The organism is Amycolatopsis sp. NPDC023774, from assembly GCF_040639695.1.
GTDB lineage: Bacteria > Actinomycetota > Actinomycetes > Mycobacteriales > Pseudonocardiaceae > Amycolatopsis.
Genome location: NZ_JBFAAJ010000023.1, coordinates 79900 through 101773 on the forward strand (window position 1 = coordinate 79900; position 21874 = coordinate 101773).

Here is a 21874-nt window from a genome sequence, read left to right on the forward strand (position 1 = left end):
GTGCCGTCCGGAGAAGCGGGACAACCTGGAACTCGTCCGGGAAACATCCGACGAGAGAGGCAGGAACCCGATGACCGACAAGAAGATCATTGCCGTGGTGGGGGCGACCGGTTCGCAGGGCGGTGGTCTGGCCCGTGCGATCCTCGACGACCCGCAGGGACCGTTCAGCCTTCGCGCGCTGACCCGCGACGTCGAATTCCCGGCGGCCAAGGAGCTGGCGGCGCGCGGTGCGGAGGTCGTGGCGACCGATCTCGACGACGAGGCCAGCGTGCTGCGCGCGTTCGAAGGCGCTTATGGCGCGTACGTGGTCACGAACTTCTGGGTCCAGCGCACCCCCGAGGAGGAGGCGGCGCGCACGCGGGCGCAGATGGAGCTCGACCAGGCGGAGATCGCCGCGCGTGCCGCGAAGAAGACCGGCTTGAAGCACGTGGTCTGGTCCACGCTGGAGGACACCCGCCCGCACTTCGAGCACCAGGGTCTCGAGCTGCCGACGCTGCTCGAGAAGTACACGGTGCCCCATTTCGACGCGAAGGGCGAGGCCAACCGGTTCTTCACCGAGCAGGGCGTGCCCACGACGTTCCTGGAGACGACGTTCTACTACGAGTCGTTCCTGAAGGGGCAAGGCGTGCACCGCGGCGCCGACGGCAAGCTCGCCCTCACGAACCCGATGGGCGACTCCGTAATGGCGCTGGTCGCGTCGGAGGACATCGGCCGCACCGCCTACGGCATCTTCCTCGCCGGCCCGAGGTACATCGGCCGCACCGTCGGCCTCGCCGGCGCGCACTACACGGGCGTCCAGCTGGCGGAGCTGTTCACGAAGGTGCTGGGCGAGGAGGTCGTCTACCGGCCGCAGACCCACGACGAGGCCCGCGCCGGTGGTTACCCGGGCGCCGTCGAGATCGGCAACATGTACCAGTTCTACGCCGACGCCGCAGACTCGTTCGTCGAGTCCCGCGACCTCGAGCGCGTGCGCCGCATCAACCCGCGGCTGAAGTCGCTGGAGGAGTGGCTGCGGGAACACAAGTCGGAGCTGGTGAGCGACTGACGCGGGTTCCGGGCCACCGTGCGACGTCGTCGGGATGGCGCACGGTGGCCCGGGTTTCTAGTCCCAGGTGGCGGTTTCCGGGTCGACGCCGTGGGCCTCGGCGTTCGCGTTGATCACCTCGCGCAGCCACGGCGCCAGGTCCGGCGAGAACCCGCTGTAGTAGCCCGCGAAACCCTCGTCCTCCGCCAGCAGTCGCCCGAGGCAGACGTGGCGGGCGTGAGGGCAGTCGAAGTACGTGGTCATGGAAGCGCGGTGGCGTTCGGCCAGGGCGTTGGCCTCGGGGGAGCTCGGGGTGACGCCGGTCTGGTGCGCGGTCGCCAGGTCCGCGTTCAGCTTCTCCACCCGGGCCGCGACTTCCTGCCAGTCGGACGGGCTCAGCGCGGCGGCGCGTTCGGCGTACTGGGTCCACTGAGGACTGTCACCCCAGCGCGTTTCGGCTTCGCCGACCCATTCCGGGCGCCAGTCGGAGCCGAAGATCTCCACCTGCTGTTCTGGCGTGAGCTGGATGCCGGTCTTCGCGGCCGCCAGCATGCGGTCAACGGCCGACACCATCGTCTGCAGGTGGGAGATCCGGTCGACGAGCTCGGTGCGCTGGCGCCGCAGGTGCTCGCGGGCGTCGACGGCCGGGTCGTCGAGGAGACGCCCGATCTCCGCGAGCGGGAAACCCAGCTCGCGGTACACGAGGACCCGGTGCACCCGCGCGATGTCGTCGCCCGAATACACCCGGTATCCCGCATACGTGCGCTCGCTCGGGCGCACGAGGCCGATCGCGTCCCAGTGGTGCAGCGTCTTCACGCTGACCCCGACGAGTGCCGCTGCTCGGCCGACGGTGAGGCCTTCGCTCATCAGACCAGTGTGACTCACCCGCGCGGAACGTCGATCCCGACGGCGCGCAGCTCCTCGGCCTGGGCGCTGTCCGGGTCGATCGGCCGGGCGGCGGTGAGCACGATCCGCACCCGTTCGGGGGACTCGACGGTGAGCTCGACGGAGTTCCACGGCTTCTCCTCCGGCGCGCTCGTGCACCCCGGCCGCAGCTCCTCGCACCGCGCGGCGACCTCGTCGATCTGGGAGAGGACGCACGAGAAGCTGATGGCCAACCCGGAGCCGGGCCTGACTTCGCCCGGCACGAGCAGCACGTCTTGGAACGCCCACCGCCGCAGGTGGGTGATCCGGCCGGGAATGGAGAACAGGTCGATGAACCCGAGGCCGCGCAACCAGAAGTCCCTGGACTCCTCGAGGTCGGCCGTCGGGATGATCGGGAACATGGGCATGCCGTAGATGCCGCGGTAGGGCTCCGGTGCGATCGCGTCGAGGGCCGGCATCGGGACGGGGCTGGTGTATTCGTTCACGCCTTCGATGCTCGACCCTCCTGCGACGTCAGGGTCAAGGCCGAAGCAAGATCCGGATCGGGTCGCCGTCGTGCTCGCGCAGGCGCCGCACACCCTCGGCGGCTTCCTCCAGCGGCAGGATCGCGCTCACGGAACCCGACACGTCCAGCCGCCCGCGGGCGACCAGCTCCACCAGGTCGGACAGGTGCTTCATGCGGTAACCGAGGTGCCCGACGACGGTGTGGCGCCGCCGCACGAAGTTCAGCTCGGGCCCCAGCTCCAGCTGATCGGGAGACATCCCGACGAGCACCAGCCGGCCGCGGTGGCCGAGCGCGCGGTCAGCCTGCTTGACGCTGGCACCCCGGCCGACGCAGTCGAACGCGACGTCGAGCCCCTGGCCACCGGTGATCTCCGAGAGCTTGTCGGGAGTCGCTTCGTCGCGCGGGTCGAGCGCGAAGTCGGCGCCGAGGCCGAGCGCGCGTTCGCGGGCCGCCGGCAGCGGGTCGAGCGCCACGATCGGCGACGCGCCGCAGATGCGCGCGAGCTGCACCAGGTGCGTGCCCAGCCCGCCGAGGCCCCAGATCCCCACGGCCTCCGCGGGGCGCAGCGCGGCGGTGTCGACGGCGCCGTACGGGGTCGACACCGCGTCGGCCAGCACGGCGGCCTGCTCCAGCGGCACGTGCTCCGGCACGCCGACCAGCGTCGTCGCGGGCGTGACGACGTACTCGGCCCACGCCCCGTCGTAGTCGAAGGCCATGATCTCGAGCTTTTCGCAAGCGTCGATCCCGCCGCCGTGGCGGCATTCCCGGCACGAGCCGCACGGCCGGCCGGCGGCCACGACCACCCGGTCGCCCGGCGACCAGAAGCCGGCCTCTTCGCCGACCGCGGCGACGGTACCTGCCGTCTCGTGGCCCGGCGTGATCACCGGCTGCCGCGGCGTGAAGTACCCGTCGAGCTGCGAGAGGTCCGAGTGGCAGATCCCGCAGGCCGCGACCTTGACCACGACCTCACCGCGGCCCGGTTTCGGCGCGGGCACCGTCTCCACGCTCAGCTTCTTCGACGCCGCGTCGAACCGCGCCGCTCGCATCGTGGCCGGCAGGCCGCTCATGGGAACTCCTCTTCGGTCGGCTTATGCGCCGACACTAATGATCAGCGGGCGCCAAGATCAACGACCGCTGGCCGTCCGTGCCGGCATCCGTGTACCCGACTGTCCTGAGTGGACTATTCGAGCGCCGCGGTGAGCTCCAGGTGGATGCCGTCGGGGTCATTGACCGACAGGATCGCGATGCCGAACGCCGGCAGCTCGCGGATCGTGCCGTGCACGACGTCCGTCGCGTCGAGGCGCTCCTGCGCTTCACGCAGCTGGGCCATCGAGCCGAGCCGGAAGCTCAGGTGGTCGAGGCCGACGCGTTCGGACTCGAACCGGTCGGCCTTCTCGGCCACCGGCCGCAGGCCGAGGATGAGGTTCTCGTTCGCGAGCACGACTCCGCCGTAGAGCGCGTCGCGGTCGGCCCGGATGGCCGGGTCGTCCGGACTGCCCGGCGATTCGGCCGCGACGCCGAATCCGAGCACCTCGGTGTAGAAGGCGCGCGAACGGTCGAGGTCGGTCACGGTGAGCCGCAGGTGGTGGACGCCGCCCAAGGCGCTGAGGATCGGCATGGTGGCCGCCTTCCGATTCGGCCCGCCGCCCCTCGGCGACGGTGCCTGGTTCGAACGCTAGGTCCACAGTGGTGGCGTCGGAAGTGTCGGTGCCGACGAGCTCGGCACCGGTCCCGACCCGGACGTCGCGGCGTTCGTGGTCGACGGCGTGGCCGGTTTCGGCCTCATCGCGGTGCTGGAAGTGCTCCGGACGGCCATCGGACTGGGCGCCGACCTGCCGGATCCGTTGCGTCCGTTCGGCTCCGCCGGGTGTTCAACGGCGCTGCCGTCCGCTGGGCCCACGGCTGCTTGATTCCGGGGAAACCCGTGAAAAACCGTCTTGGCCCAAGGCCCCGAACTGCTGAGCACCGGCGCACTGCTGCGCTGCCGGCACCGTCGCCGGACTGACCGGCATCATCACGGCCGGGCTGAGAGCCCCCGGCACCAGCGCGACCTGCGGGGAGAGGTGCTGCGCGAGCCCTTCGCCCGAGTGATTCCGCCGCAACCGCACGCCCCGGCGGTAGCGGCGGCAGGTGCGCGCGGCGATCAGCCCGACGAGCCCGAACACGATCCCGCCCGCGATGCCGGGGTGCGACGGAGGACCGGAGAACGCGAGGTCGGGCAGCGCGGGGAAGAACGCCATCACCGCGATCGTCAGGCCCGCGATGGCGACCACGAGCACGAACACCGGTGCTTTGGACCCCGGGCTGTCGCCGGCCATCGCGGTGGCGCCGGCGCGGACGTCGGCGAGGGCCTCGCCGTGGCACGGCACGGCCACCGCCCGGACGGCGTTGTTCTCTCTGTCGAGCTTCGGGTCCTTCCGCGCCTTCTCGGCCCGCGCGACGACGAGGTCGAGCACCAGCTGCGGGTGCGCGTGCTCCAGGTGCAGCAGCCCCTGCCGTCCTTCACCGGCCACGCGAAGCACGGTCTGGTCACCGACGCGGCCGATCTGCGCAGAGGCGAGCTCGCTGTCGAACAGGCCGGGTCCACGGCCGCGCGCGTTGCCGAGCTTGTCGGTGCTGCCGTGCACGAGCCGGTCCCACCGGACGAGCAGCCGGCCGTCGGTCAGGCGCACCACCACCTCCGTGCGGGCTCCGGCGAGGTCGCGCCCGAGCGGCCGGTCGAGCACGAGCTGCGCGAGGCGAGCGCACCCGTACGCCACGACCGCGGCGACCGGCGCCGCGACGAGCACACGAGCTCCAGCAGCACGTACAGACTAAACGAACGCAGCACCGACAACGCGTCCAACGCGGGCGTGGTGCTCCACCCGAACGCCGCGAACGGTCCCAGGAGCCTACGACCACCAGCGTTTCCGCGGATCTGCCGCACCGACATTCCCGGATCCGGGGTGCGGTGAATCCACCACCGCCTTGCCACGACGATGGCTCTCCGGACGGGCGATCTGTCGTATGCGAACTGTCTATTGTGGACATTTCTGGCGGGTGAACTCCGGATTGCCTTGTCGTAGCGGCGCAACCACAAGGCGTCACCTGAAGAAAGGCGCGGTGTGATCCGGGCAGGATGTCGGAATACGCGAGTCCCGTTCGTCGTAGGAGTGAGGTGGCGACCGACTGAGGGAGATGCTGTGACGAACAGACTGGAAGCCGCACCCGGCGCAGGAGTGTCCGCTGGGGGCGGACAGCTCAAGCTGGTGCTGATCCTGGGTGTCCTTGTGGCGCTCGGCCCGCTGTCCATCGACATGTACCTGCCCGCGCTGCCGACCATCGCGCAGGACCTGTTGACCTCCGAGTCCACGATCCAGCTGACGCTGACCGGTACGGTGCTCGGGCTTGCGCTCGGGCAGCTGCTGGTCGGGCCGCTTTCCGACGCGTTCGGCCGGCGGATCCCCCTCATCACCGGCAGCCTGATCCACGTCGGTGCCTCGTTGCTGTGCCTGGTGGCGCCGAACGTGGAGCTGCTCACCGGCGCGCGCATCCTGCAGGGCCTCGGCGCCTCCGCGGGCGCGGTGCTGGCGCTGGCTGTGGTGCGTGACCTCTACACCGACCGCAACGCCGCGAAGCTGCTCTCGCGCCTGATCCTCGTGATGGGTGTGTCGCCGGTGCTCGCGCCGACGCTCGGCAGTGCCCTGTTGAGCTGGACCGAGTGGCGTGGCGTGTTCGTGGTGCTCGCCGTGATCGGGCTCGCGAGCGCGATCGCCGCGGCGCTGGCCCTGCCGGAGACGCTGCCGAAGCAGCGCCGCCAGCCGTGGGAGTTCAAGGCGACGGTCCGCTCGTACCGCGGGCTGCTCACCGACCGCTCGTTCATCGGCCTGGTGATCGTGGCCGGTCTCGCGATGGCCGGGCTGTTCGCGTTCATCAGCGGCGGCTCGTTCGTGTTCCAGCAGGAGTTCGGTCTCGACCAGCAGCAGTTCGGCCTGCTCTTCGGCGCCAGCGCGATCTGGCTGATCGCCGCGACGCAGGTCAACGCGCGGCTGATGAACCGCTACGAGCCGGCCCAGGTGCTGCTCGTCGCGAGCGTGGCGGCCGTCGTGGCCGCGGCGGTCCTGTTGGTCACGGCGCTCACCGGCTTCGGCGGGATGTTCGGCGTCGCGGTGCCGGTGTGGGCGGTGCTGTTCTTCGCCGGCCTGATTCTGCCCAACGCGCCTGCGGTCGCCCTGAACTCCCACGGTGACAACGCCGGCACCGCGGCGTCGCTGCTGGGTGCGGTGCAGTTCGGCATCGGCGCGGCCGTGTCGCCGGTCGTGGGCCTGATCGGCAACAACGCGGCCGCCATGGCGACCGTGATGTTCAGCGGCATCCTGTTGGCGGGTGTGGTCCTGTGGGTTGTCGCCCGACCGTGGCAGCTCGCCGTTCCGGGCGACCCGGCCGGCGACGAGCGAGTGACCGGGCCGGAGCCCGCACCCACAGCAGCTGTGGCCTGCGCCGACGCCGTCTGACCGGCTCGGGCTGCCGCGTATTCTTCCCACTCGACCAAGTGGTCCTTACCGAAGGGGCGCCAACGAGTCAATCCCCCATCGCGGGAGCGATCGGCCCGTGGGGCGCTGCTAGCTTGATCCGGTGAGTAATCCTCTGATCGCGCAAACGCAGGACTCGACGAAGGCGTATTCGGGTATTTCGCTGTTGGAATCCGCGAATGACCTGTCGACGGCCATCGAGTCGGGCGACTGGGCGTCGGTGGCGATGGGGGCGGTCGGGACGGGGCTGGACGCGCTGTCGATGGCGATGGACCCGTTCGGCGCGATCCTCGCGGCCGGGGTGTCGTGGTTGATGGAGCACGTCGGTCCGCTCAAGGATGCGCTCAACGGGTTGACCGACAACCTGCCCGAACCGCAGCCGGGCCAGGAGTTCCGGCCGGTGCCGGTGCGCGAGCTCGCGGCCGAGCTGGCGACCCGGGTCCTGTTGCTCAACCCGGGCAGCGTGCTCAAGGTGCAGGTGCCGGGAGCCAGTCTGGCCGACGGCTGACCCGGCACACCTTCAGCGTCACAGGTTCAGCTGCGCGAGCCGTTGCGGGTCGGCGAGGATGTTGATCTCGACGATCCGCCCGGCGCGCACGGTCGGGCAGAACACCGACATCGGCTTGCCGTCCACGAGCGCGACCAGACCGGCCGCGCCGTTGACGAGCACGGGCCGGCTTTCGGCGCCGAGCTGCTCGAAGAGCACGGCCTGGCCGGCCACGGCGGCGGCGCCGCGAACGAGCCGCGAGCCGCCCGCGACGCCGGTGTCGGCGCGGAGCACGACGTCCGGGTCGAGGACCGCGAGCAACGCGTCGAAGTCGCCCGAGCGGGAGGCGGCCAGGAACGCGTCGATCACCTCGCGTTGCGCGGCGACGTCGGTGTCCGGCAGCGCGGCGCCCCGCACGCGGCGGCGCGCCCGGCTGGCCAGCTGCGCCGCGGTGGCGGGAGTGCGGCCGACGATCGGTGCGATCTCGGCGAAGGGCACGCCGAACAGGTCGTGCAGCACGAACGCGAGCCGCTCGGCCGGCGACAGCGTCTCCAGCACCACGAGCAGCGCGAGCCCGACGGAATCGGCGAGCACGGCCTGCTCGGCCGGATCCGGGTCCGCCGCGGCGACGATCGTGTCCGGCACGTGCGTCTCCAGCGGCTCCTCGCGCCGGGACTTGCGGGAGCGCAGCACGTCGAGGCACACGCGGCTGACGACCGTGGTCAGCCAGCCGCCGAGGTTCGCCACGTCGCCCGTGTCGGCGCGGGAAAGCCGCAGCCAGGCCTCCTGCACGGCGTCCTCGGCCTCGGTCACCGAGCCCAGCATCCGGTAGGCGACCCCGCGCAGGTGGTCGCGATGCGCCTCGAACTGCTCCACCAGAACTGCGTCCACTGTCAGGTTCCTCCGTCGTGGTCCGTCAGAGCGTTGACGGATCACCGACGAAGAATGTGACAGGAGAACCATGACCGACTTCCAGGCCATCGCCGACCGTGTCGAACTCGGCGCGCTGTGCGCGGAGTTCACCGACGCCGGGATGACGCACGACTACGACCGTCTCGCCTCGCTCTTCACCGAAGACGGCCTGCTGCGCATCCCCGATGGCGGCATCGAGCTGGCGAGCCGAGCCGAGATCCGCCGCGGCATCGAACGGGCCCGGGACCTGTGGGAGTACTTCCTGCAGACCGTGCACCCGGGCTCGATCCGCCTCGACGGCGACACCGCCACCGGACGGGCCTACATCGTGGAGTTCGGGCGGCTGCGCGACGGCAGCTCGCACCTCAACCACTCCGTGTACCACGACCGCTACCGGCGCACGGCCGACGGCTGGAAGTTCACCGAGCGCGTGTACGAGATGCACTACGTCGACAGCACCCCGCTCACGGGCAAGGCCTCACCCGTGCTGGGTGAGGTCTTGTCCGCGAAGCTCTCAGACTGAGCGTTCGGGTTCCGAGGAGTGGGCGATCACGGCCCAGATCACGAGCACGTCGAGCGCGATCACGATCAGTCCCCACGCCGGGGCGGCCGAGAGGAACGCGAGCATCGCCAGCGCGTTGAACCCGGCCAGGATCACCACGACGATCTTGGCCCAGCCGGCGCCGCTGAACAGGGCGGCGCCGGCGGCGGCCGCGAGCGCGCCGACGATGAGGTGCAGCCAGCCCCAGCCGGTGAGGTTCAGCACGAGGTAGCCACCGGGTGCGGCCACGTAGTAGTCGTTCTTGAACAGCGCCACGAGCCCGATGATGATGTTGAAGAAACCGGCGAGCATCGCGATCGTGGCCGCGAACGCGGTCCAGCCGTTCGCCGCACGCGGTTCGGCGAAGCCCGGCCTCGCCGAGTCCATCGCCCGCGGGTCCGTTCCCTGCATTCGGATGTAGTCAGACATAGCCGTGCCTCTCGTCGGTTTCCCGTCGCCCCACGGTGGACCGGCCGCTCGCGGGAGTCCTCGCCCGTGCGGGATGAGGTGGGCGGCGCGTTGGTTAGTTTCGGTCAATGTTTCATTTGAGACTGTATCGAGTGATACGGTCAGGTAGACCGGAACAGCGAGGGGAATGGGTCATGTCCGAAGAGTGCTGCCGGATCGCCGTCGTCTACTACTCCGCGACCGGGACGGTGTTCACGCTGGCCGAGGCCGTGCGCGAAGGTGCTTTGGCGGCCGGGGCCCAGGTGCGGCTGCGGCGCGTCGAGGAGATCGCGCCGGCGAGCGCGATCGCCCGCAACCACGACTGGCGTGAGCACTTGGCCGCGACCGGGCACGTTTCCGTTGCCACACACGAAGATCTGCTCTGGGCCGACGGGATCGTGTTCGGCACGCCCGCGCGGTTCGGCAACGTCGCGAGCCAGCTCAAGCAGTTCTTCGACACGTTGACCGGGCTGTGGGCGCGGGACCAGCTCGTGGACAAGGTCTACAGCGGGTTCACCTCGAGTGCCTCGGCTCACGGTGGGCAGGAGACGACGCTGCTCGCGCTGTACAACTCCGTTTACCACTTCGGCGGCGTGCTCGTGCCGCCCGGCTTCAAGGGCCACGCCAACGACTCGGGTGGAAACCCTTACGGCGCAAGCCACATCACGGGCGAGGACGGCTCGATCGCGGTGGACGAGCCGGCGCTGGCCGCGGCCCGCGCGCAGGGCCACCGCGTGGCGACCATGGCCGCGGCGTTGAAAACCGGCCTCGCGCAGCCCCGGCTCGCGGCCGAGGCTGCGCGCTAGGTCGGTCCGCGGCGGGTCAGTCCATCGTCGCGTTCTTCGTCTCCGGTGCCCACCGCAGCGAAACCACCAGGCCGCCCACCAGCACCAGCGTGAGGATCAGCATGGTGGGGGAGAAACCGATGCCGTCGAGGGCCAGCGGCAGCAGGAAGGTGCCGATGGCCGAGTCGACGCGGCTGAGGCCGTTGAGCAGGCCGACGCCGGAGCTGCGCAGGTCGGTGGGGAACAGTTCCGGCGGGTAGACCTGGTCGAGGTTCACGGCGGCCGACATGGTGAACGTGAACACCAGGAACAGCGGGAAGAGCAACGCGGTGGGTGCGTCGGGCCAGATCGCTATCGGCGCCATGGTTGCGATGAGGACCACGAACGACCAGATCGTGAGGCCACGCCGCGACATCTTCGCCACCAGCCACAGTCCGCCGAGGCTGCCGGCGAGCAGGAACAGGTTCAGCAGGCCGTCGCTGGTCGGGTCCTCCTCGCCGACGCCCATCTTCAGCAGCACCAGCGGCAGGAACGTGTAGATGGCGAGGTAGGGCACCACCGGGGCGTTGTAGAAGATCGTGCCGAACGCCGTGTTGCGCCTGCCTCGAACGAACCGTGTCCGTGCTGCCGACGCTCGCGCTCGCCGCGATGCTGCACGTCGCGCTCCTGGGGCTGGCCGACGTCGCGATCGGCCGCCGCTGGCCGCTCGTGAGCGAGAGCTGAGCGTTACGCGGGTTTGCGCGCGACGTAGTAGAGGTCCATCACGTCGTCGGGACGCTTGCCCGTGGTCACGTCGGTGAAGCCCGCCTTTGCGAGGCGGGCCAGCGCGTCCTGCTCGCCCCACATCGTGCCGAGGCCCACGCCGCCTTGGGCGAGGGAGACGCTCATGCAGTAGAAGACGGAGAACGTGTACAGCGCGGGCGCGAGCGGGTGCGCGATGTTGTCCTCCAGCCGCGTCGAGCACGCGGTGTCCTGCATGAGGTAGGTGCCGCCGGGGCGCAGGACGCGGTGGACGGCCGCGAGGACGTCGTCGGGCGCCGCGGAGTCGTGGATCACGTCGAAGGTGGTGACGAGGTCGTACTCGCCTTCGAGGCCGGTCGCGTCGGAGACGGCGAACGACGCGTTCGTCAGGCCCCAGGCCCGCGCTTCTTCCCGGGCGGCGGCGATGCCGGCTTCGGAGACGTCCACGCCGGTGAAGGTGCTGGCGGGGAACGCGCGGGCCAGGAGGTTGACGGCGTGGCCCTGGCCGGTGCCGACGTCGAGCGCCGCGATGCCGCGGGTCAGCCGCTCTTCCAGGCCGGGCGCGAGCGGCAGGACGGTGGTGAGCAGCTCGGCGTCGAAGGTGCGCGCGGACTCTTCGCCCTGCAGCTTCTGGAACCGCGGGTACGCCGAGTACGGCACGCCGCTGCCGTCCTTGAACGCGGCCACCACCTGCTGCTCGACATCGCCCATCATCGCGAGGTACTGCAGCATCGAGGCCTGGTTGCCCAGGCCCGCGGCGCGCGTGAGCGACGCGGCGTGCTCCGCCGGCAGCGTGTAGCGGCGGGTCTCGGGGTCGTAGGCGACGATGCCGCCGACCGTCATCGCGGCGAGCCATTCGCGCACGTAGCGCTCGTTCAGGGCGGCGGCGCCGGCGATCTGCTCGCTCGTCGACGGGGCCAGGCCGGCCAGCACGTCGAACAGGCCGGTCTGGTGCCCGACGCTCACCTGCAGGGCGAGGCACGCCTCGTTGAGCATCGTCTTCATGCGCTCGGCGAAGGCCGGTGTCTCGGTCACTGCTGCGCTCCTCTTGTCGTGGTCCACTGTGGACGATGATGTGTCGTGGTGAGCCTACGCCGAGGAGAGTTTCCGGGTCAGCGCATGGGCTTCACGCAGCAGCAGCGCGCCCAGCTCGGTGAGCCGGTCCGGCGGGAAGCGGAACTCCACGCCTGTCAGCGAAAGCGCCCACGCGGGCGCGCCCGAGCGGCCGAACACCGCGGCGGCCAGGCCCCAGCTGCCCTCGACGACCAGGCCCGGGTTGAGCGAAAAGCCCGTCTCGCGGGTGCGGGCGATGCGGGCACGGAGCTCGTCGGCACTGTGCCCCGCGCCCCATTTCTCCGTCAGGTCGACCCGGCCGAGGTACTCGTCGATGTCGCGGTCGGGCAGGAAGGACAGCACGACGAGCCCCGCCGAGACGACGCCGAGGGGGAAGCGTGCCCCCTCGTACAAGACGAACGAGCGGATCGGGAAGCTGCCGTCCTCGCGGAGCAGGCACACGGTTTCGTCGCCCCGGCGAGCGGAGAAGAACGCGCTCTCACCCGTGGCCTCGGCCAGGCGGTGGACGCTCGCGCGGGCGTGCTCGGTCACGTCGTAGCGCTGGGCGGCGACCTCGCCGAGCAGGTACAGCTCCGGGCCCAGGTGCCACTGTCCGGTGCGCTGGTCGCGGTCCACGAACCCCTCGTCGCCCAGCGCGGTGAGCAGGCGGTGCGTGGTCGGGCGGGCCAGGCCGGCGGCGCGGGCGACCTCGGTGGTCGTCGAGCCCTGCCCGTGGGACAGCGCGCGCAACACCGCGGCAGCGCGGCCGACGAGATGGTCCGGGGCGGTGGCCATGGGCGCAGCTTACGTTCACTGAGTGAACGCCGCTATCGCCGGGTGACTGCCGAGCGAGAGGTCCACGCGACGGCGTTGACCGGGCACGAGTGTGTGCCCTTGAGTGACCGCGGCCGATCATTCAGTGGACGGAAGGAACACCTTGCCGACGATCTACCCCAGCGCCGCCGAAGCAGTGGCGGAAGTGCTCACCGACGGCGCCACCCTCGCCGCGGGCGGCTTCGGCCTGAGCGGCAACCCGACAGACCTCATCGAGGCGGTGCGCGATTCCGGCGTGCGCGACTTGACCGTGGTGTCCAACAACATGGGTGTCGACGGCCAGGGCCTCGGGCTCCTGCTCGAGAACCACCAGGTGTCCAAAGTGGTCGCTTCCTACGTCGGCGAGAACAAGCTTTTCGCCCGCCAGTTCCTCGACGGTGAGCTCGACGTGGAGCTCGTCCCGCAGGGCACCCTCGCCGAACGCCTGCGCGCCGGCGGTTCGGGCATTCCCGCGTTCTACACGCCGACGGGTGTCGGGACCCCGGTGGCCGACGGCAAGCCCCACGCCGAGTTCGACGGCCGGACCTACGTGCTCGAACGCGGCATCGTCGCCGATGTGTCGCTGGTCCACGCCCACACGGCCGACCGCGCCGGCAACCTCACATACCGCCTGGCAGCCCGCAACTTCAACCCGCTCGTCGCGGCCTGCGGACGCGTCTGCCTCACCGAGGCGGAGATCCTCCTGGACGGCTTCGTCGACCCGGAGAACGTGATGACGCCGGGCGTGTTCGTCCAGCGGCTCGTCCTCGCGAGGCAACGGGAAAAGGCCATCGAGAAACGCACCGTCCGTCCGAAGGAGGTGGCTCGCGCATGAGCTGGACCCGCGACGAAATGGCCGCCATCGCCGCCCGCGAACTGCGCGACGGCGACTACGTGAACCTCGGTATCGGCATCCCGACACTGGTCGCCAACCACGTGCCCAACGGCGTCCACGTCACGCTGCAGAGCGAAAACGGCATCCTCGGTCTCGGCCCGTTCCCGGTCGACGGCGAGGAGGACGCCGACCTCATCAACGCCGGCAAGCAGACCGTCACCGTGGCGCTGGGCGCGAGCTTCTTCGACTCGGCCACGTCGTTCGCCATGATCCGCGGCGGCCACATCGACCTGGCGCTGCTGGGCGCGTTGCAGGTCGCGGCCAACGGGGACCTTGCGAACTGGAGCGTGCCCGGCGCGCTGGTCAAGGGCATGGGCGGCGCGATGGACCTGGTCGCAGGCACGAAACGCGTGGTCGTGCTGACCGATCACGTCACGAAGAACGGCGAGCCGAAGCTGGTGTCGCGCTGCACGCTACCGCTGACCGGCACCGGCGTGGTCGACCGCGTCATCACCGACCTCGCCGTCCTCGATGTCACCCCGGACGGCCTGCGGTTGGTCGAGGTCGCACCGGGAGAGGACGCGGCCGGCGTCCGGGCGCGGACCGGTGCCCCGGTGGCGTGAGGCGTGAGGCGCCTTTGGCAGGTCCATCGCGGCCGATTCCCCGGCGGCGGCCCCGGAATGGCTCCGGTCAGAAGGTCAGCGACACCGGGTACGCCGCCGCGAGCAGCACGATCACCACGCCGTTGAGGATCCGGTAGTCGCGCAGGATGCCGATGAACTCGCGAATCGTGGCGCTGGGCACGTAGTACCAGGCGGTGTGGGAGCCGACGACCTGGCCGTTGACCTTGAGCCGCCGCGCCAGCATCGCGGTGCGGAAGGCGTGGAAGTTGTTGGTGACGAGCAGGCAGCGGTAGCCGGGTTTGCGCTCGGTCATCAGCTCACGGCAGTAGAGCAGGTTCTCGCGTGTGGTCGTGGAGCGGTCCTCCAGCACGATCTCTTCGCGCGGAATGCCACGGGCCACCAGGTAATCGGCCATGGCCTCGGCCTCCGGCTGCGTCTCGTCGGCACCCTGACCGCCGGACGTCACGAGCGTGGGCGCGGCGCCGCGCGCGAGCCCCGCGTCGTACAACGCCAGCCCCCGGTCGAGCCGGCTGGCCAGCAGTGGCGGCACCGCGCCGCGGATCAGCCGTGACCCGTGCACCACGATGAAGTCGACGCCCTTCGGGGGCCGCAGCAGCCCGTATCCCACGGAACACAACACGAACGCGGCGAACGCGAGGCTGAGGTAACCGAGCACAATGGACACACTGATGATCACCACCTCCACCGCGCGCGGCACCGCGTTCTTCCCCAGCACCAGCAACGCGGGCGCGAAGGCGAACATCGCCAGCCCCGCGAGCAGCGACAGCAGGTTCCCCAGCCGCCGCCCCTCGCGGCGCACCATCTGCAGCCCGTTGAGCACCAGGAACGCCGGCAGCAGCACCGCGATCACGAGGAGGAACGCGATCGCCAGCATGCTGCCGTCGACCACGTCGTGCACCGCGGGGATATCCATCAACGCGAAGATCACGCCGATCGCGAGGAGCAGCAGCCCCGCCAGCAACAGCACGCCGTTCAGCAACCGCCGTCGCTCGAAGCGGAAGCTGATCGCGAAGCCGGCGAAGAACGGGATCGACGTGAGCAGGTAGGCCACGCTCAGAAGATAGACGATCACGGCCGGCAGGCGGCCCGAGCGGCTTCCCGTTCGAGTGAACCGCACCGGTCCCGGTCACCTCCGGCGAGGGACGCCGCCGGGTAATCTCGGCGGTGTGATCCATCACGTGCAAGTGGCCTGCCCGGCCGGAGCGGAAGACGCGCAGCGCGCCTTCTACACCGGGGTGCTCGGCTGGCCCGAGCTGCCGAAACCGCTGCTGCTCGCCCAGCGCGGCGGGTGCTGGTTCCGCGTGCCCGGCGTCGGCGGGCCGGACGGGGAGCTGCACGTCGGCGTCGAAGAAGACTTCCGGCCCGCGGCCAAGGCCCACCCGGGGTTCGCGGTCGACGTGGACGCCACGGCGGAGGCGGTGGCGGCCGCCGAGCACCGGGTGGTGTGGGCGGATCCGGCGGAGATCCCCGGACGGCGCCGGTTCCACACATTCGACGCGGTGGGCAACCGCATCGAGTTCCTGCAAGGCTGACGCAGCGCCGGCCCTCGGCGCCGGCGATTACGCATCGCTGGGCTCGGCGCTTGCCGTTTCGTGGAACTTCAGGAACATCGCACCCGGATCCCCGGCAACGCGTGCACCGCGGTTTCGAGGACCCGGCGCAACTCCGCCGGCACCCGGCCGAGCCACGTCGCAGTGTCCTCGGGGAACCGCTTCGCCTCCGCCTCCAGCACGGAGTGCAGGTTGACCGTCGCGGGTGACGTCAGCACGTCGACGCACGCTTCGCGCAGCTCGCACAGATCGAACTCACAGGACGACAGCTCGATGCGGTCACCGACGTGCCCGAAGATCGCCCCGCCGAGTGGCCGGGCGACGAACCCGGTGGCGAACGTGGTGAACGACAATCGTTGAGCGAGCTGGGCGACGGGAAGAACAAGGTTTCGGGAAGAGCAACGCGGAAGCCGTGCCGTAGCGGACGAAGCGGGCCGAAAGGTTGTGTCACAGCCCCGATTTCCCCTGCCCGGCTCAGAACTTTCGTCGGTCGTTGTTGCCGATCGGTCGGGGACGTACGACTTTCGGCTGGGCGGACCCGTCGAATGGTGTAGGCCATCTCGGGGGTCTTCGGGTGATGCGCGTTTGGGGGCCTGAGTCCGTCCTAAGGTGATCTTGATTCTCGATCTTGATCCCGGTCTTTTCTCAGGAGGGGAACACCCGTGCCCAAACTTCCACGCACGCTCAGCAGAACTCTGGCCGCGGCGGGCACGCTGTGCGCGCTCACGGTGGCCACGGCCGTGCCGGCGTTCGCGGCCGAGCCGGCGCCGTCGACGGTCGAGCAGGACGTGACGCAGCTGTGGCAGAACGTCGTGGACCTGTACAGCGGCATTCCCGCGAGCGCGCGGGCCGACGTCGACTCGTTGATCGACTCGCCGATCGACCACATCGGCCAGAAGCAGGGCCACGCAAAGCAGACGCCGGCCGCGGACTGCACCGAGGGCGCGCTGCTCACGTATGCGAACCAGCTCGCCTCGCAGCTCACACCGGTCGAGGGGCAGGCCTTCGACGCGCTTTCGGCGCTCGGCCAGCTCTACGCCCAGGGCGTCGCCACCGACAAGCAGCCGCAGGTGTTCGGCACCGACGGGCAGTACACCGCGCGCGCCACCTCGGCCATTTCGAAGCTGCGTGGGTTCTGGGACATCGAGAGCTGGAACGTGCAGCTTGTCGCCTGGAAGGGCACCGACCTCGGCAGCCCGACGAAGATGGCGCAGACCTTCGGCCTGGGCCTCGCCCCGGCGCGCGTGAAGGACGCGGCCGCGCTCGCCAACAAGGTGCTCTTCGAGCTCCCGGTGCTGCAGGGCGGCCGCAACCCGCTGCTGACGCTCAACGCGTTCTCCGCGCCCGCCGACAGCTTCGGCGGCAAGCGCGTGATGCTCGGCGACGGCATCCTCGACACCACCAATTTGCTCGGCTTCGACGACGTCGCGGTGGAAGCCGTGCTGGGCCACGAATACGGCCACCAGGTCGACTTCGCCCACGACAACTTCCCGCACAACGAGTCCGGCGAGATGGGCCCCGACGCGTACGGCGGCTACTTCGTCGCGCACGCCAAGGGTGAGGCGTGGGACGCCCGCACCCAGCAGGAAGTGACCTACCTCAACGCCTCCATCGGCGACTGCCAGCACAGCCACGGCACCCCCGACCAGCGCAAGGCCGCCGGCGCGTGGGGCGAGAAGCAGGCCACGACCCAGGGCAACCCGAACAAGATCGTCCCCTCCGCGACGATGATCACCAAGTTCCAGAAGGAATACCCCAAGCTCGTCCCGCCGGCCACCGACCAGCTCCAGCTGGCCGCGGCGCACAGCTGAGTTCGTGAGACCCCAGCGGGCCGCCTCCGTTCACTGGGGGCGGCCCGCGACGGCATAACGCAGGTGCGTGACGTCCCGATCGGTCAGCTGCCGAACCTGCCGCAGCTCGACGTGCGTGTCGTCGAACAGCCGCCGCCCACCGCCCAGCAACACCGGGACGAGGTGGATCTCCAGCTCGTCCAGCAAACCCGCGCGCAGCAACGCCTGCGCCGCACCCGCCCCGTGCACCAGCACCGCGCGCCCACCGGCCGCGGCCCGCGCCTCGGCCACGCACGCGCCGACGTCGGTGAAGAACCGCGCGCTGCCGGGCGGCCGGTCGTCCGGATCGAAGTGGTGCGTGAGGACGTTGATCGCCACGCCGTCGTGGTGGTCGCCCTGCCAGCGCCCGGCCAGCTCGAACGTCCGCCGGCCCGAGATCACCGCTCCGGTCGCCATGGCTTCCTGGAAGATCCGGCCGCTGGGGCCTTCGCCGTGGCGGTCGTCGAGCCAGTTGAACAGCCTCCCGCCGCCCTCCCCGAGCTCCTGCCCGGGCCGGTCGTCGGGCCCGGTGATGAACCCGTCGAGCGACATCGACATGTACAGCCTGATGGGACCGTTCTCGTCGTGCGTCATGCGTCTCTCCTCGTGTCGCCGGGTGTGGTCACGAGTACGTCGAATGGTGTTCCCCGAAATCGACACGCGGCGTGATTCAGCTCCCGCACAGCTGAATTCCAGCAAAATTCTGCGTTGGACTCGCTGACCCGGCCCGGCGAATACTCGACGGCATGGACACCGAGACCACGGACCTCGTCCGCCTGCTGCGGCGCTTCGGCGTGCGCGCGCTGGCGTTGGCGGCGGTCGCGGCGCTCGTGGGCTACACGACGGCGGCGATGGCGCTCGCGCTCGTCGGTTGCGGGCTGCTGTTCGCACGCCCGAACGTCAGGAAAGCAGATGCGCCAGAAGGGCCCGCGCGGCCGGGTTCGCCGGAGCCGGACCCCGGCCCGCCAGGTGGATCGCGCGGCTGAAGGTGGGCTGCTCGATCCGCGCGAACGGCAGGCCGGACCGCTCGGCCACCGGCTCGGGCACGATGCTGACACCCAGCCCGGCGGCGATGAGCTCCACCAGCAGCGGCATGTGCGTGGCCTCGCAGACGCGGTTCTGCCGTAGCCCCGCGTCGGCGAAGCGGCGCGCGACCATGGTCTGGATCCCGCTGCCGCTGAAGTCCAGGAACGGCTCGTCGTCGAGCTCCGCGAGGCGGACGCGGCGGCGCCGGCGGAGGCGGTGGCCCGGGTGGCACAGCAGCACCAGCTGCTGGCTCCACTGCGCGAAACTGCTCAGCTCGTCGGTCAGCGGTTCCTCGCCCGCGAGGAACGACAGGTCCAGCTCACCGCTGGCGACCGCGGCCGCCAGATCGGGCACCAAACCCTCGCGCACGTGGATGCGCACGCCCGGGTACCGCGTGCGGAACACGCCGAGTTTGGCCGGCAGGTCCACGACCGTCAGCGTCTGGATGGTCCCGATCGACACGCGCCCGCTCGCCAGGCCTGCGACGGCCGCCACCTCGCCCCGCGCGGCAACCACGTCGGCGACGATCCGGTGCGCAGCCGGCACCAGCGCGCGCCCCGCCTCGGTCAGCTCGACCCGCCGCGTGGTCCGCTCGAACAGCGGCGTGCCCAGCTCGCCCTCGAGCTTGCGGATCGACGCGCTCAGCGCCGACTGCACCACGTGCACCTCGTGAGCGGCCGCGGTGAAACTCCCGCACCGCACCACCGCGAGGAAGTGCTCGACCTGCCTCAGCTCCATTCAGCGATCCTAGTGCTCAATCACCGAGCAACGATCACCAACTATCCCCACGCCAGAAGAACAAAATCCCGGGCCGCGCACCGCTCCGTCACTCCCGGTTTTGGGCAAGCGGTATGGCGCGGCCCAGCAGTGGAGTGATCAGACGGAGAAGAGCGGTGCTCGCGCTGAGCGTGGCGCCCTGACTCTGCTGGCAGCGCTGGTCTTCGACGACGCCCGCCCAGGAAGGCGGCGGCCCGAGCCCCCCGCCAAGCGCAGCGAGCACAATGGCTGCACAAGCTGAGACCGCGGGAGAAAAACCCCCGCAGTTCGTGCTCTTTTCCTTCGACGGCGCCGGATCCCACGAGCACTGGCAGCGTGTCCTTTCGCCGGTCAAGTCCGTGAACGCCCACTTCAGCGGTTTCCTCTCCGGCAGCTACCTGTTGACCAACGACCAACGCGACCAGTACCGGGACCCCGGCCACCGCCCCGGCAAGGCGACCATCGGTTTCGGCGGGTCGGACGCGGACATTCGCACGCTCGTCGCCGACCTCAACACCGCCGTGGCCCAACCAGTCGTCGGAGGGGCGTGCGCCGGCCCGAGCAGCTCGACGGCATCTGGGAGTTCTGGTTGCCGTACGTGAAAGTGCCCTGTGGTTCCAGTTCAACCACGCCCGCGACGACGCCACGCGCACCGCCGAGTTCCGCGCGGACACGCTGGTGACCTACCGCGGTGCGTACCAGGCCGCGTTCACCGGGAACCGCGCGCCGCTGGTCGTGGCCAACCACCTCAACGACTGGGCCGGCGGCGCGTTCGCGAAGGCGGCCGAAGACTCCATGGGCGAGGTCTGCATCAAGCCGGAAACGGTCCGCGCCACCTACAGCGAAGTGGTCAATGGCTGGAACTGCGGGACCCCGCCGCGCTCGGCCGACTGCGGAAGGCGCCGCCCGCGCAACACTGAAGGTTCCCCCGTTGGGATGTGATCGGCCCACCGCCGTCGTTGCCACGGTGGAGGCATGGCGAGCAACGGCAGGACAAGGTCGCTCTGGTCACCGGGGGATCCTGCGGCGTCAGCCGGGGCGTCGTTCTGCGGCTCGCACGTGAGGGCGCCGACGTCGCGTTCAGCAACCTCAACCCGCTGCTGCACAACGCCGCCGATCTTCGTCACCGGCCGCCTCGACGACCCCGACCGCGACGACTCCCGGCTTCGGCGACTATGCCGCCACGAAGGCGGCCATCGAGTCCCACGCCCGGTCCTGGACGCACGAGTTCGGCCCGCGCGGCAGGACCGTCAACACCGTCCGGCTCGACCCGATCGACACCGACATGCTGATCCTGGACCACCCCACCGTCGAGCAGATGGTCTCCCTGTGCCGCGTCGGCAAGCCGGAAGACATCGGCGCCGCCGTGGCCCACCTCGCGACTCCCGAAGCGGGCTACGTCTCCGGCGCCACCCTGCGCGTCGACGGTGGCCTGCGCGCCTGAGCCGTTTCCCGGGAAGCTCGCCCGTCCGGCACTGCTCGGGTGGGCGGGTTCGCGTTCCGGAGGCAGGACACATTTCGCCGCACGAGGGTGTGCAACGGAATCGCACCGTAGCCTTCGGTGCAACTTCGGGTCAATATCACTGCACACATTTGTGTTCTCAAACTAGCGGCCACTGTGGACAGTTCACCCGGTCGGCCCCTCTTGTATTGCTTGTCGTTGACGACCGTCGCGGGCGAGGCATATGGTGTGCGGCACTGAACGCCCGAGGTGGCACGGAGTTCCGTGCTGTTGTCAGCGGCAACCACCACACACCGACAGGGACGACGCATGACCTCTTCGACGACGATCCCGCAGACCCTCACCGTGATGGAGGCGTGTTTCACGCTCAATCCCGGTGTCGACGAGCAATTCTGGGCAGCGCAGGACAAGTTCGGTCCCGTGGCGGCGGCGTCGCCGGGGTTCCGCGCGGTGATCGGCGGGCCCATCGCCAACTCGCCGTGGTTGTACTTCTGCGGCAAGTGGTCGACGCCGGCGGCGATGGACGACTGGTACCACGACCGCGCGCACACGGCCGTGCAGAACAAGGCGCACCGGACGTGGTTCAAGTCGGTGTACCTGCGCAAGTGGCGGCTTCCCGCGGAAGGCGAGGAGGTCCAGGGCCGCGTGTTCTCCGAGATCGCCCTCGCGCGCCAGACCCCGCTGCCGGAAGCCGAAGCCGCGCGGGTGCTGGCGGAGCTGACCGAAAGCCTGCCCGCGTTCGGCGTGCGGCCGTTCGAAACCGTGGTCGGCGAGTTCGAGGCGCAGCCGTTCCAGCTCGTCGGCCCGCTGCAGGAGTTCCCCGAGCTCGCGCCCGTGCGCTACCTCCTGCTGACGCACTGGGACTCACCTGCGGAGCTCGACGCTTGGCTCGCCTCCCCCGGCGTCGCCGCGCTCAAGGAGCTCGGCGGGTTCGAAGCGCAGCGCTACCTGCCGATCTTCCACGCCCCGGGCGAACGCGAGGGCCTCACCTCGGACGGCTTCCAGCGTGGCTGGGGCAGCGAGGCCTGACCGCGGCGACGCGGCCGGCGCGGCCGAGCACGCCGGCCG

24 protein-coding genes and 3 pseudogenes are annotated in these 21874 nt (G+C 70.3%); 13 read left to right on the forward strand and 14 right to left on the reverse strand.

Features of this window, described 5'->3' with window-relative positions; all coding sequences use genetic code 11:
* The first annotated feature begins 70 nt into the window (after window positions 1–70).
* Complete coding sequence (locus AB0F91_RS34275; RefSeq protein ID WP_360604361.1) at window positions 71–1045, forward strand: NmrA/HSCARG family protein; 975 nt, start codon at window positions 71–73, stop codon at window positions 1043–1045.
* Between the two features lie 57 nt (window positions 1046–1102).
* Here the strand turns inward: AB0F91_RS34275 and AB0F91_RS34280 are convergent, their stop codons facing one another.
* The 5 genes from AB0F91_RS34280 to AB0F91_RS34300 form a co-directional block, all read right to left on the reverse strand.
* Entirely contained in the window at window positions 1103–1891 is a 789-nt protein-coding gene (locus tag AB0F91_RS34280; RefSeq protein WP_360604363.1) for a MerR family transcriptional regulator, read from the reverse strand.
* A gap of 14 nt (window positions 1892–1905) precedes the next feature.
* Complete coding sequence (locus AB0F91_RS34285) at window positions 1906–2394, reverse strand: VOC family protein (RefSeq protein ID WP_360604365.1); 489 nt, start codon at window positions 2392–2394, stop codon at window positions 1906–1908.
* 34 nt (window positions 2395–2428) lie between these two features.
* Window positions 2429–3481, reverse strand: coding sequence for a zinc-binding dehydrogenase (locus AB0F91_RS34290; RefSeq protein ID WP_360604367.1), 1053 nt, complete (start codon window positions 3479–3481; stop codon window positions 2429–2431).
* 113 nt (window positions 3482–3594) lie between these two features.
* A complete protein-coding gene (locus tag AB0F91_RS34295) occupies window positions 3595–4032 on the reverse strand; it encodes a VOC family protein (protein ID WP_360604369.1) in 438 nt (145 codons plus the stop codon).
* A gap of 253 nt (window positions 4033–4285) precedes the next feature.
* Window positions 4286–5203, reverse strand: coding sequence for a hypothetical protein (locus AB0F91_RS34300; RefSeq protein WP_360604371.1), 918 nt, complete (start codon window positions 5201–5203; stop codon window positions 4286–4288).
* Between the two features lie 393 nt (window positions 5204–5596).
* On the opposite strand from AB0F91_RS34300, the gene AB0F91_RS34305 reads away from it, so the two are divergent.
* Both AB0F91_RS34305 and AB0F91_RS34310 read left to right on the forward strand, forming a co-directional pair.
* Window positions 5597–6907, forward strand: coding sequence for a Bcr/CflA family multidrug efflux MFS transporter (locus tag AB0F91_RS34305; protein WP_360604373.1), 1311 nt, complete (start codon window positions 5597–5599; stop codon window positions 6905–6907).
* A 121-nt stretch (window positions 6908–7028) separates the two neighbouring features.
* Window positions 7029–7283: pseudogene (locus AB0F91_RS34310) on the forward strand (hypothetical protein); the annotation flags it as partial.
* A gap of 168 nt (window positions 7284–7451) precedes the next feature.
* On the opposite strand, the gene AB0F91_RS34315 reads toward AB0F91_RS34310, so the two are convergent.
* Entirely contained in the window at window positions 7452–8309 is an 858-nt protein-coding gene (locus tag AB0F91_RS34315) for a sigma-70 family RNA polymerase sigma factor (RefSeq protein ID WP_360604466.1), read from the reverse strand.
* A gap of 64 nt (window positions 8310–8373) precedes the next feature.
* On the opposite strand from AB0F91_RS34315, the gene AB0F91_RS34320 reads away from it, so the two are divergent.
* Complete coding sequence (locus AB0F91_RS34320) at window positions 8374–8847, forward strand: nuclear transport factor 2 family protein (RefSeq protein WP_360604375.1); 474 nt, start codon at window positions 8374–8376, stop codon at window positions 8845–8847.
* On the opposite strand, the gene AB0F91_RS34325 is transcribed toward AB0F91_RS34320, so the two are convergent.
* On the reverse strand, window positions 8839–9252 hold the full coding sequence (locus AB0F91_RS34325) for a hypothetical protein (RefSeq protein WP_360604468.1): 414 nt from the start codon (window positions 9250–9252) through the stop codon (window positions 8839–8841). The genes AB0F91_RS34320 and AB0F91_RS34325 overlap by 9 nt on opposite strands.
* Window positions 9253–9467: 215 nt before the next feature.
* Between AB0F91_RS34325 and wrbA the strand changes: the two genes are divergently transcribed.
* The gene (wrbA, locus tag AB0F91_RS34330) at window positions 9468–10118 is read left to right on the forward strand and encodes an NAD(P)H:quinone oxidoreductase (protein ID WP_360604377.1); all 651 of its coding nucleotides are present in this window, start codon (window positions 9468–9470) and stop codon (window positions 10116–10118) included.
* A 16-nt stretch (window positions 10119–10134) separates the two neighbouring features.
* On the opposite strand, the pseudogene AB0F91_RS34335 reads toward wrbA, so the two are convergent.
* From AB0F91_RS34335 to AB0F91_RS34345, 3 genes and pseudogenes are all read right to left on the reverse strand, one after another.
* Window positions 10135–10716 (reverse strand): annotated as a pseudogene (locus AB0F91_RS34335) (MFS transporter); the annotation flags it as partial.
* 107 nt (window positions 10717–10823) lie between these two features.
* Entirely contained in the window at window positions 10824–11873 is a 1050-nt protein-coding gene (locus tag AB0F91_RS34340) for a class I SAM-dependent methyltransferase (RefSeq protein ID WP_360604379.1), read from the reverse strand.
* A gap of 54 nt (window positions 11874–11927) precedes the next feature.
* Entirely contained in the window at window positions 11928–12686 is a 759-nt protein-coding gene (locus AB0F91_RS34345; RefSeq protein ID WP_360604381.1) for an IclR family transcriptional regulator, read from the reverse strand.
* 142 nt (window positions 12687–12828) lie between these two features.
* Between AB0F91_RS34345 and AB0F91_RS34350 the strand changes: the two genes are divergently transcribed.
* Window positions 12829–13539 carry a CoA transferase subunit A gene (locus AB0F91_RS34350; protein WP_360604383.1) on the forward strand — a complete coding sequence of 237 codons (711 nt, stop codon included), beginning with the start codon at window positions 12829–12831 and terminating at the stop codon, window positions 13537–13539.
* Complete coding sequence (locus AB0F91_RS34355) at window positions 13536–14162, forward strand: 3-oxoacid CoA-transferase subunit B (protein ID WP_360604385.1); 627 nt, start codon at window positions 13536–13538, stop codon at window positions 14160–14162. The genes AB0F91_RS34350 and AB0F91_RS34355 overlap by 4 nt, the downstream gene beginning before the upstream one ends.
* 67 nt (window positions 14163–14229) lie before the next feature.
* On the opposite strand, the gene AB0F91_RS34360 is transcribed toward AB0F91_RS34355, so the two are convergent.
* On the reverse strand, window positions 14230–15300 hold the full coding sequence (locus AB0F91_RS34360) for a YdcF family protein (RefSeq protein WP_360604387.1): 1071 nt from the start codon (window positions 15298–15300) through the stop codon (window positions 14230–14232).
* Between the two features lie 49 nt (window positions 15301–15349).
* Between AB0F91_RS34360 and AB0F91_RS34365 the strand changes: the two genes are divergently transcribed.
* On the forward strand, window positions 15350–15715 hold the full coding sequence (locus AB0F91_RS34365) for a glyoxalase (protein WP_360604389.1): 366 nt from the start codon (window positions 15350–15352) through the stop codon (window positions 15713–15715).
* A gap of 68 nt (window positions 15716–15783) precedes the next feature.
* Here the strand turns inward: AB0F91_RS34365 and AB0F91_RS34370 are convergent, their stop codons facing one another.
* Complete coding sequence (locus tag AB0F91_RS34370; RefSeq protein ID WP_360604472.1) at window positions 15784–16086, reverse strand: TetR/AcrR family transcriptional regulator C-terminal domain-containing protein; 303 nt, start codon at window positions 16084–16086, stop codon at window positions 15784–15786.
* 309 nt (window positions 16087–16395) lie between these two features.
* On the opposite strand from AB0F91_RS34370, the gene AB0F91_RS34375 reads away from it, so the two are divergent.
* The gene (locus AB0F91_RS34375) at window positions 16396–17544 is read left to right on the forward strand and encodes a hypothetical protein (RefSeq protein WP_360604391.1); all 1149 of its coding nucleotides are present in this window, start codon (window positions 16396–16398) and stop codon (window positions 17542–17544) included.
* Between the two features lie 30 nt (window positions 17545–17574).
* Here the strand turns inward: AB0F91_RS34375 and AB0F91_RS34380 are convergent, their stop codons facing one another.
* The gene (locus AB0F91_RS34380; RefSeq protein ID WP_360604393.1) at window positions 17575–18156 is read right to left on the reverse strand and encodes a dihydrofolate reductase family protein; all 582 of its coding nucleotides are present in this window, start codon (window positions 18154–18156) and stop codon (window positions 17575–17577) included.
* A gap of 306 nt (window positions 18157–18462) precedes the next feature.
* Window positions 18463–19326, reverse strand: a complete 864-nt coding sequence (locus tag AB0F91_RS34385) for a LysR family transcriptional regulator (RefSeq protein ID WP_360604395.1) — start codon at window positions 19324–19326, stop codon at window positions 18463–18465.
* A 263-nt stretch (window positions 19327–19589) separates the two neighbouring features.
* Here AB0F91_RS34385 and AB0F91_RS34390 point away from each other — a divergent pair, with 263 nt between their 5' ends.
* The 4 genes and pseudogenes from AB0F91_RS34390 (at window position 19590) to AB0F91_RS34405 (ending at window position 21835) form a co-directional block, all read left to right on the forward strand.
* Window positions 19590–19946 (forward strand): hypothetical protein, encoded by a 357-nt coding sequence (locus AB0F91_RS34390; protein ID WP_360604397.1) that lies wholly within the window; start codon window positions 19590–19592, stop codon window positions 19944–19946.
* Between the two features lie 76 nt (window positions 19947–20022).
* Window positions 20023–20286 (forward strand): hypothetical protein, encoded by a 264-nt coding sequence (locus tag AB0F91_RS34395; RefSeq protein WP_360604399.1) that lies wholly within the window; start codon window positions 20023–20025, stop codon window positions 20284–20286.
* 202 nt (window positions 20287–20488) lie between these two features.
* Window positions 20489–20788: pseudogene (locus AB0F91_RS34400) on the forward strand (SDR family oxidoreductase); the annotation flags it as partial.
* 327 nt (window positions 20789–21115) lie between these two features.
* Window positions 21116–21835, forward strand: coding sequence for a hypothetical protein (locus AB0F91_RS34405; protein WP_360604401.1), 720 nt, complete (start codon window positions 21116–21118; stop codon window positions 21833–21835).
* Window positions 21836–21874: the final 39 nt, after the last annotated feature.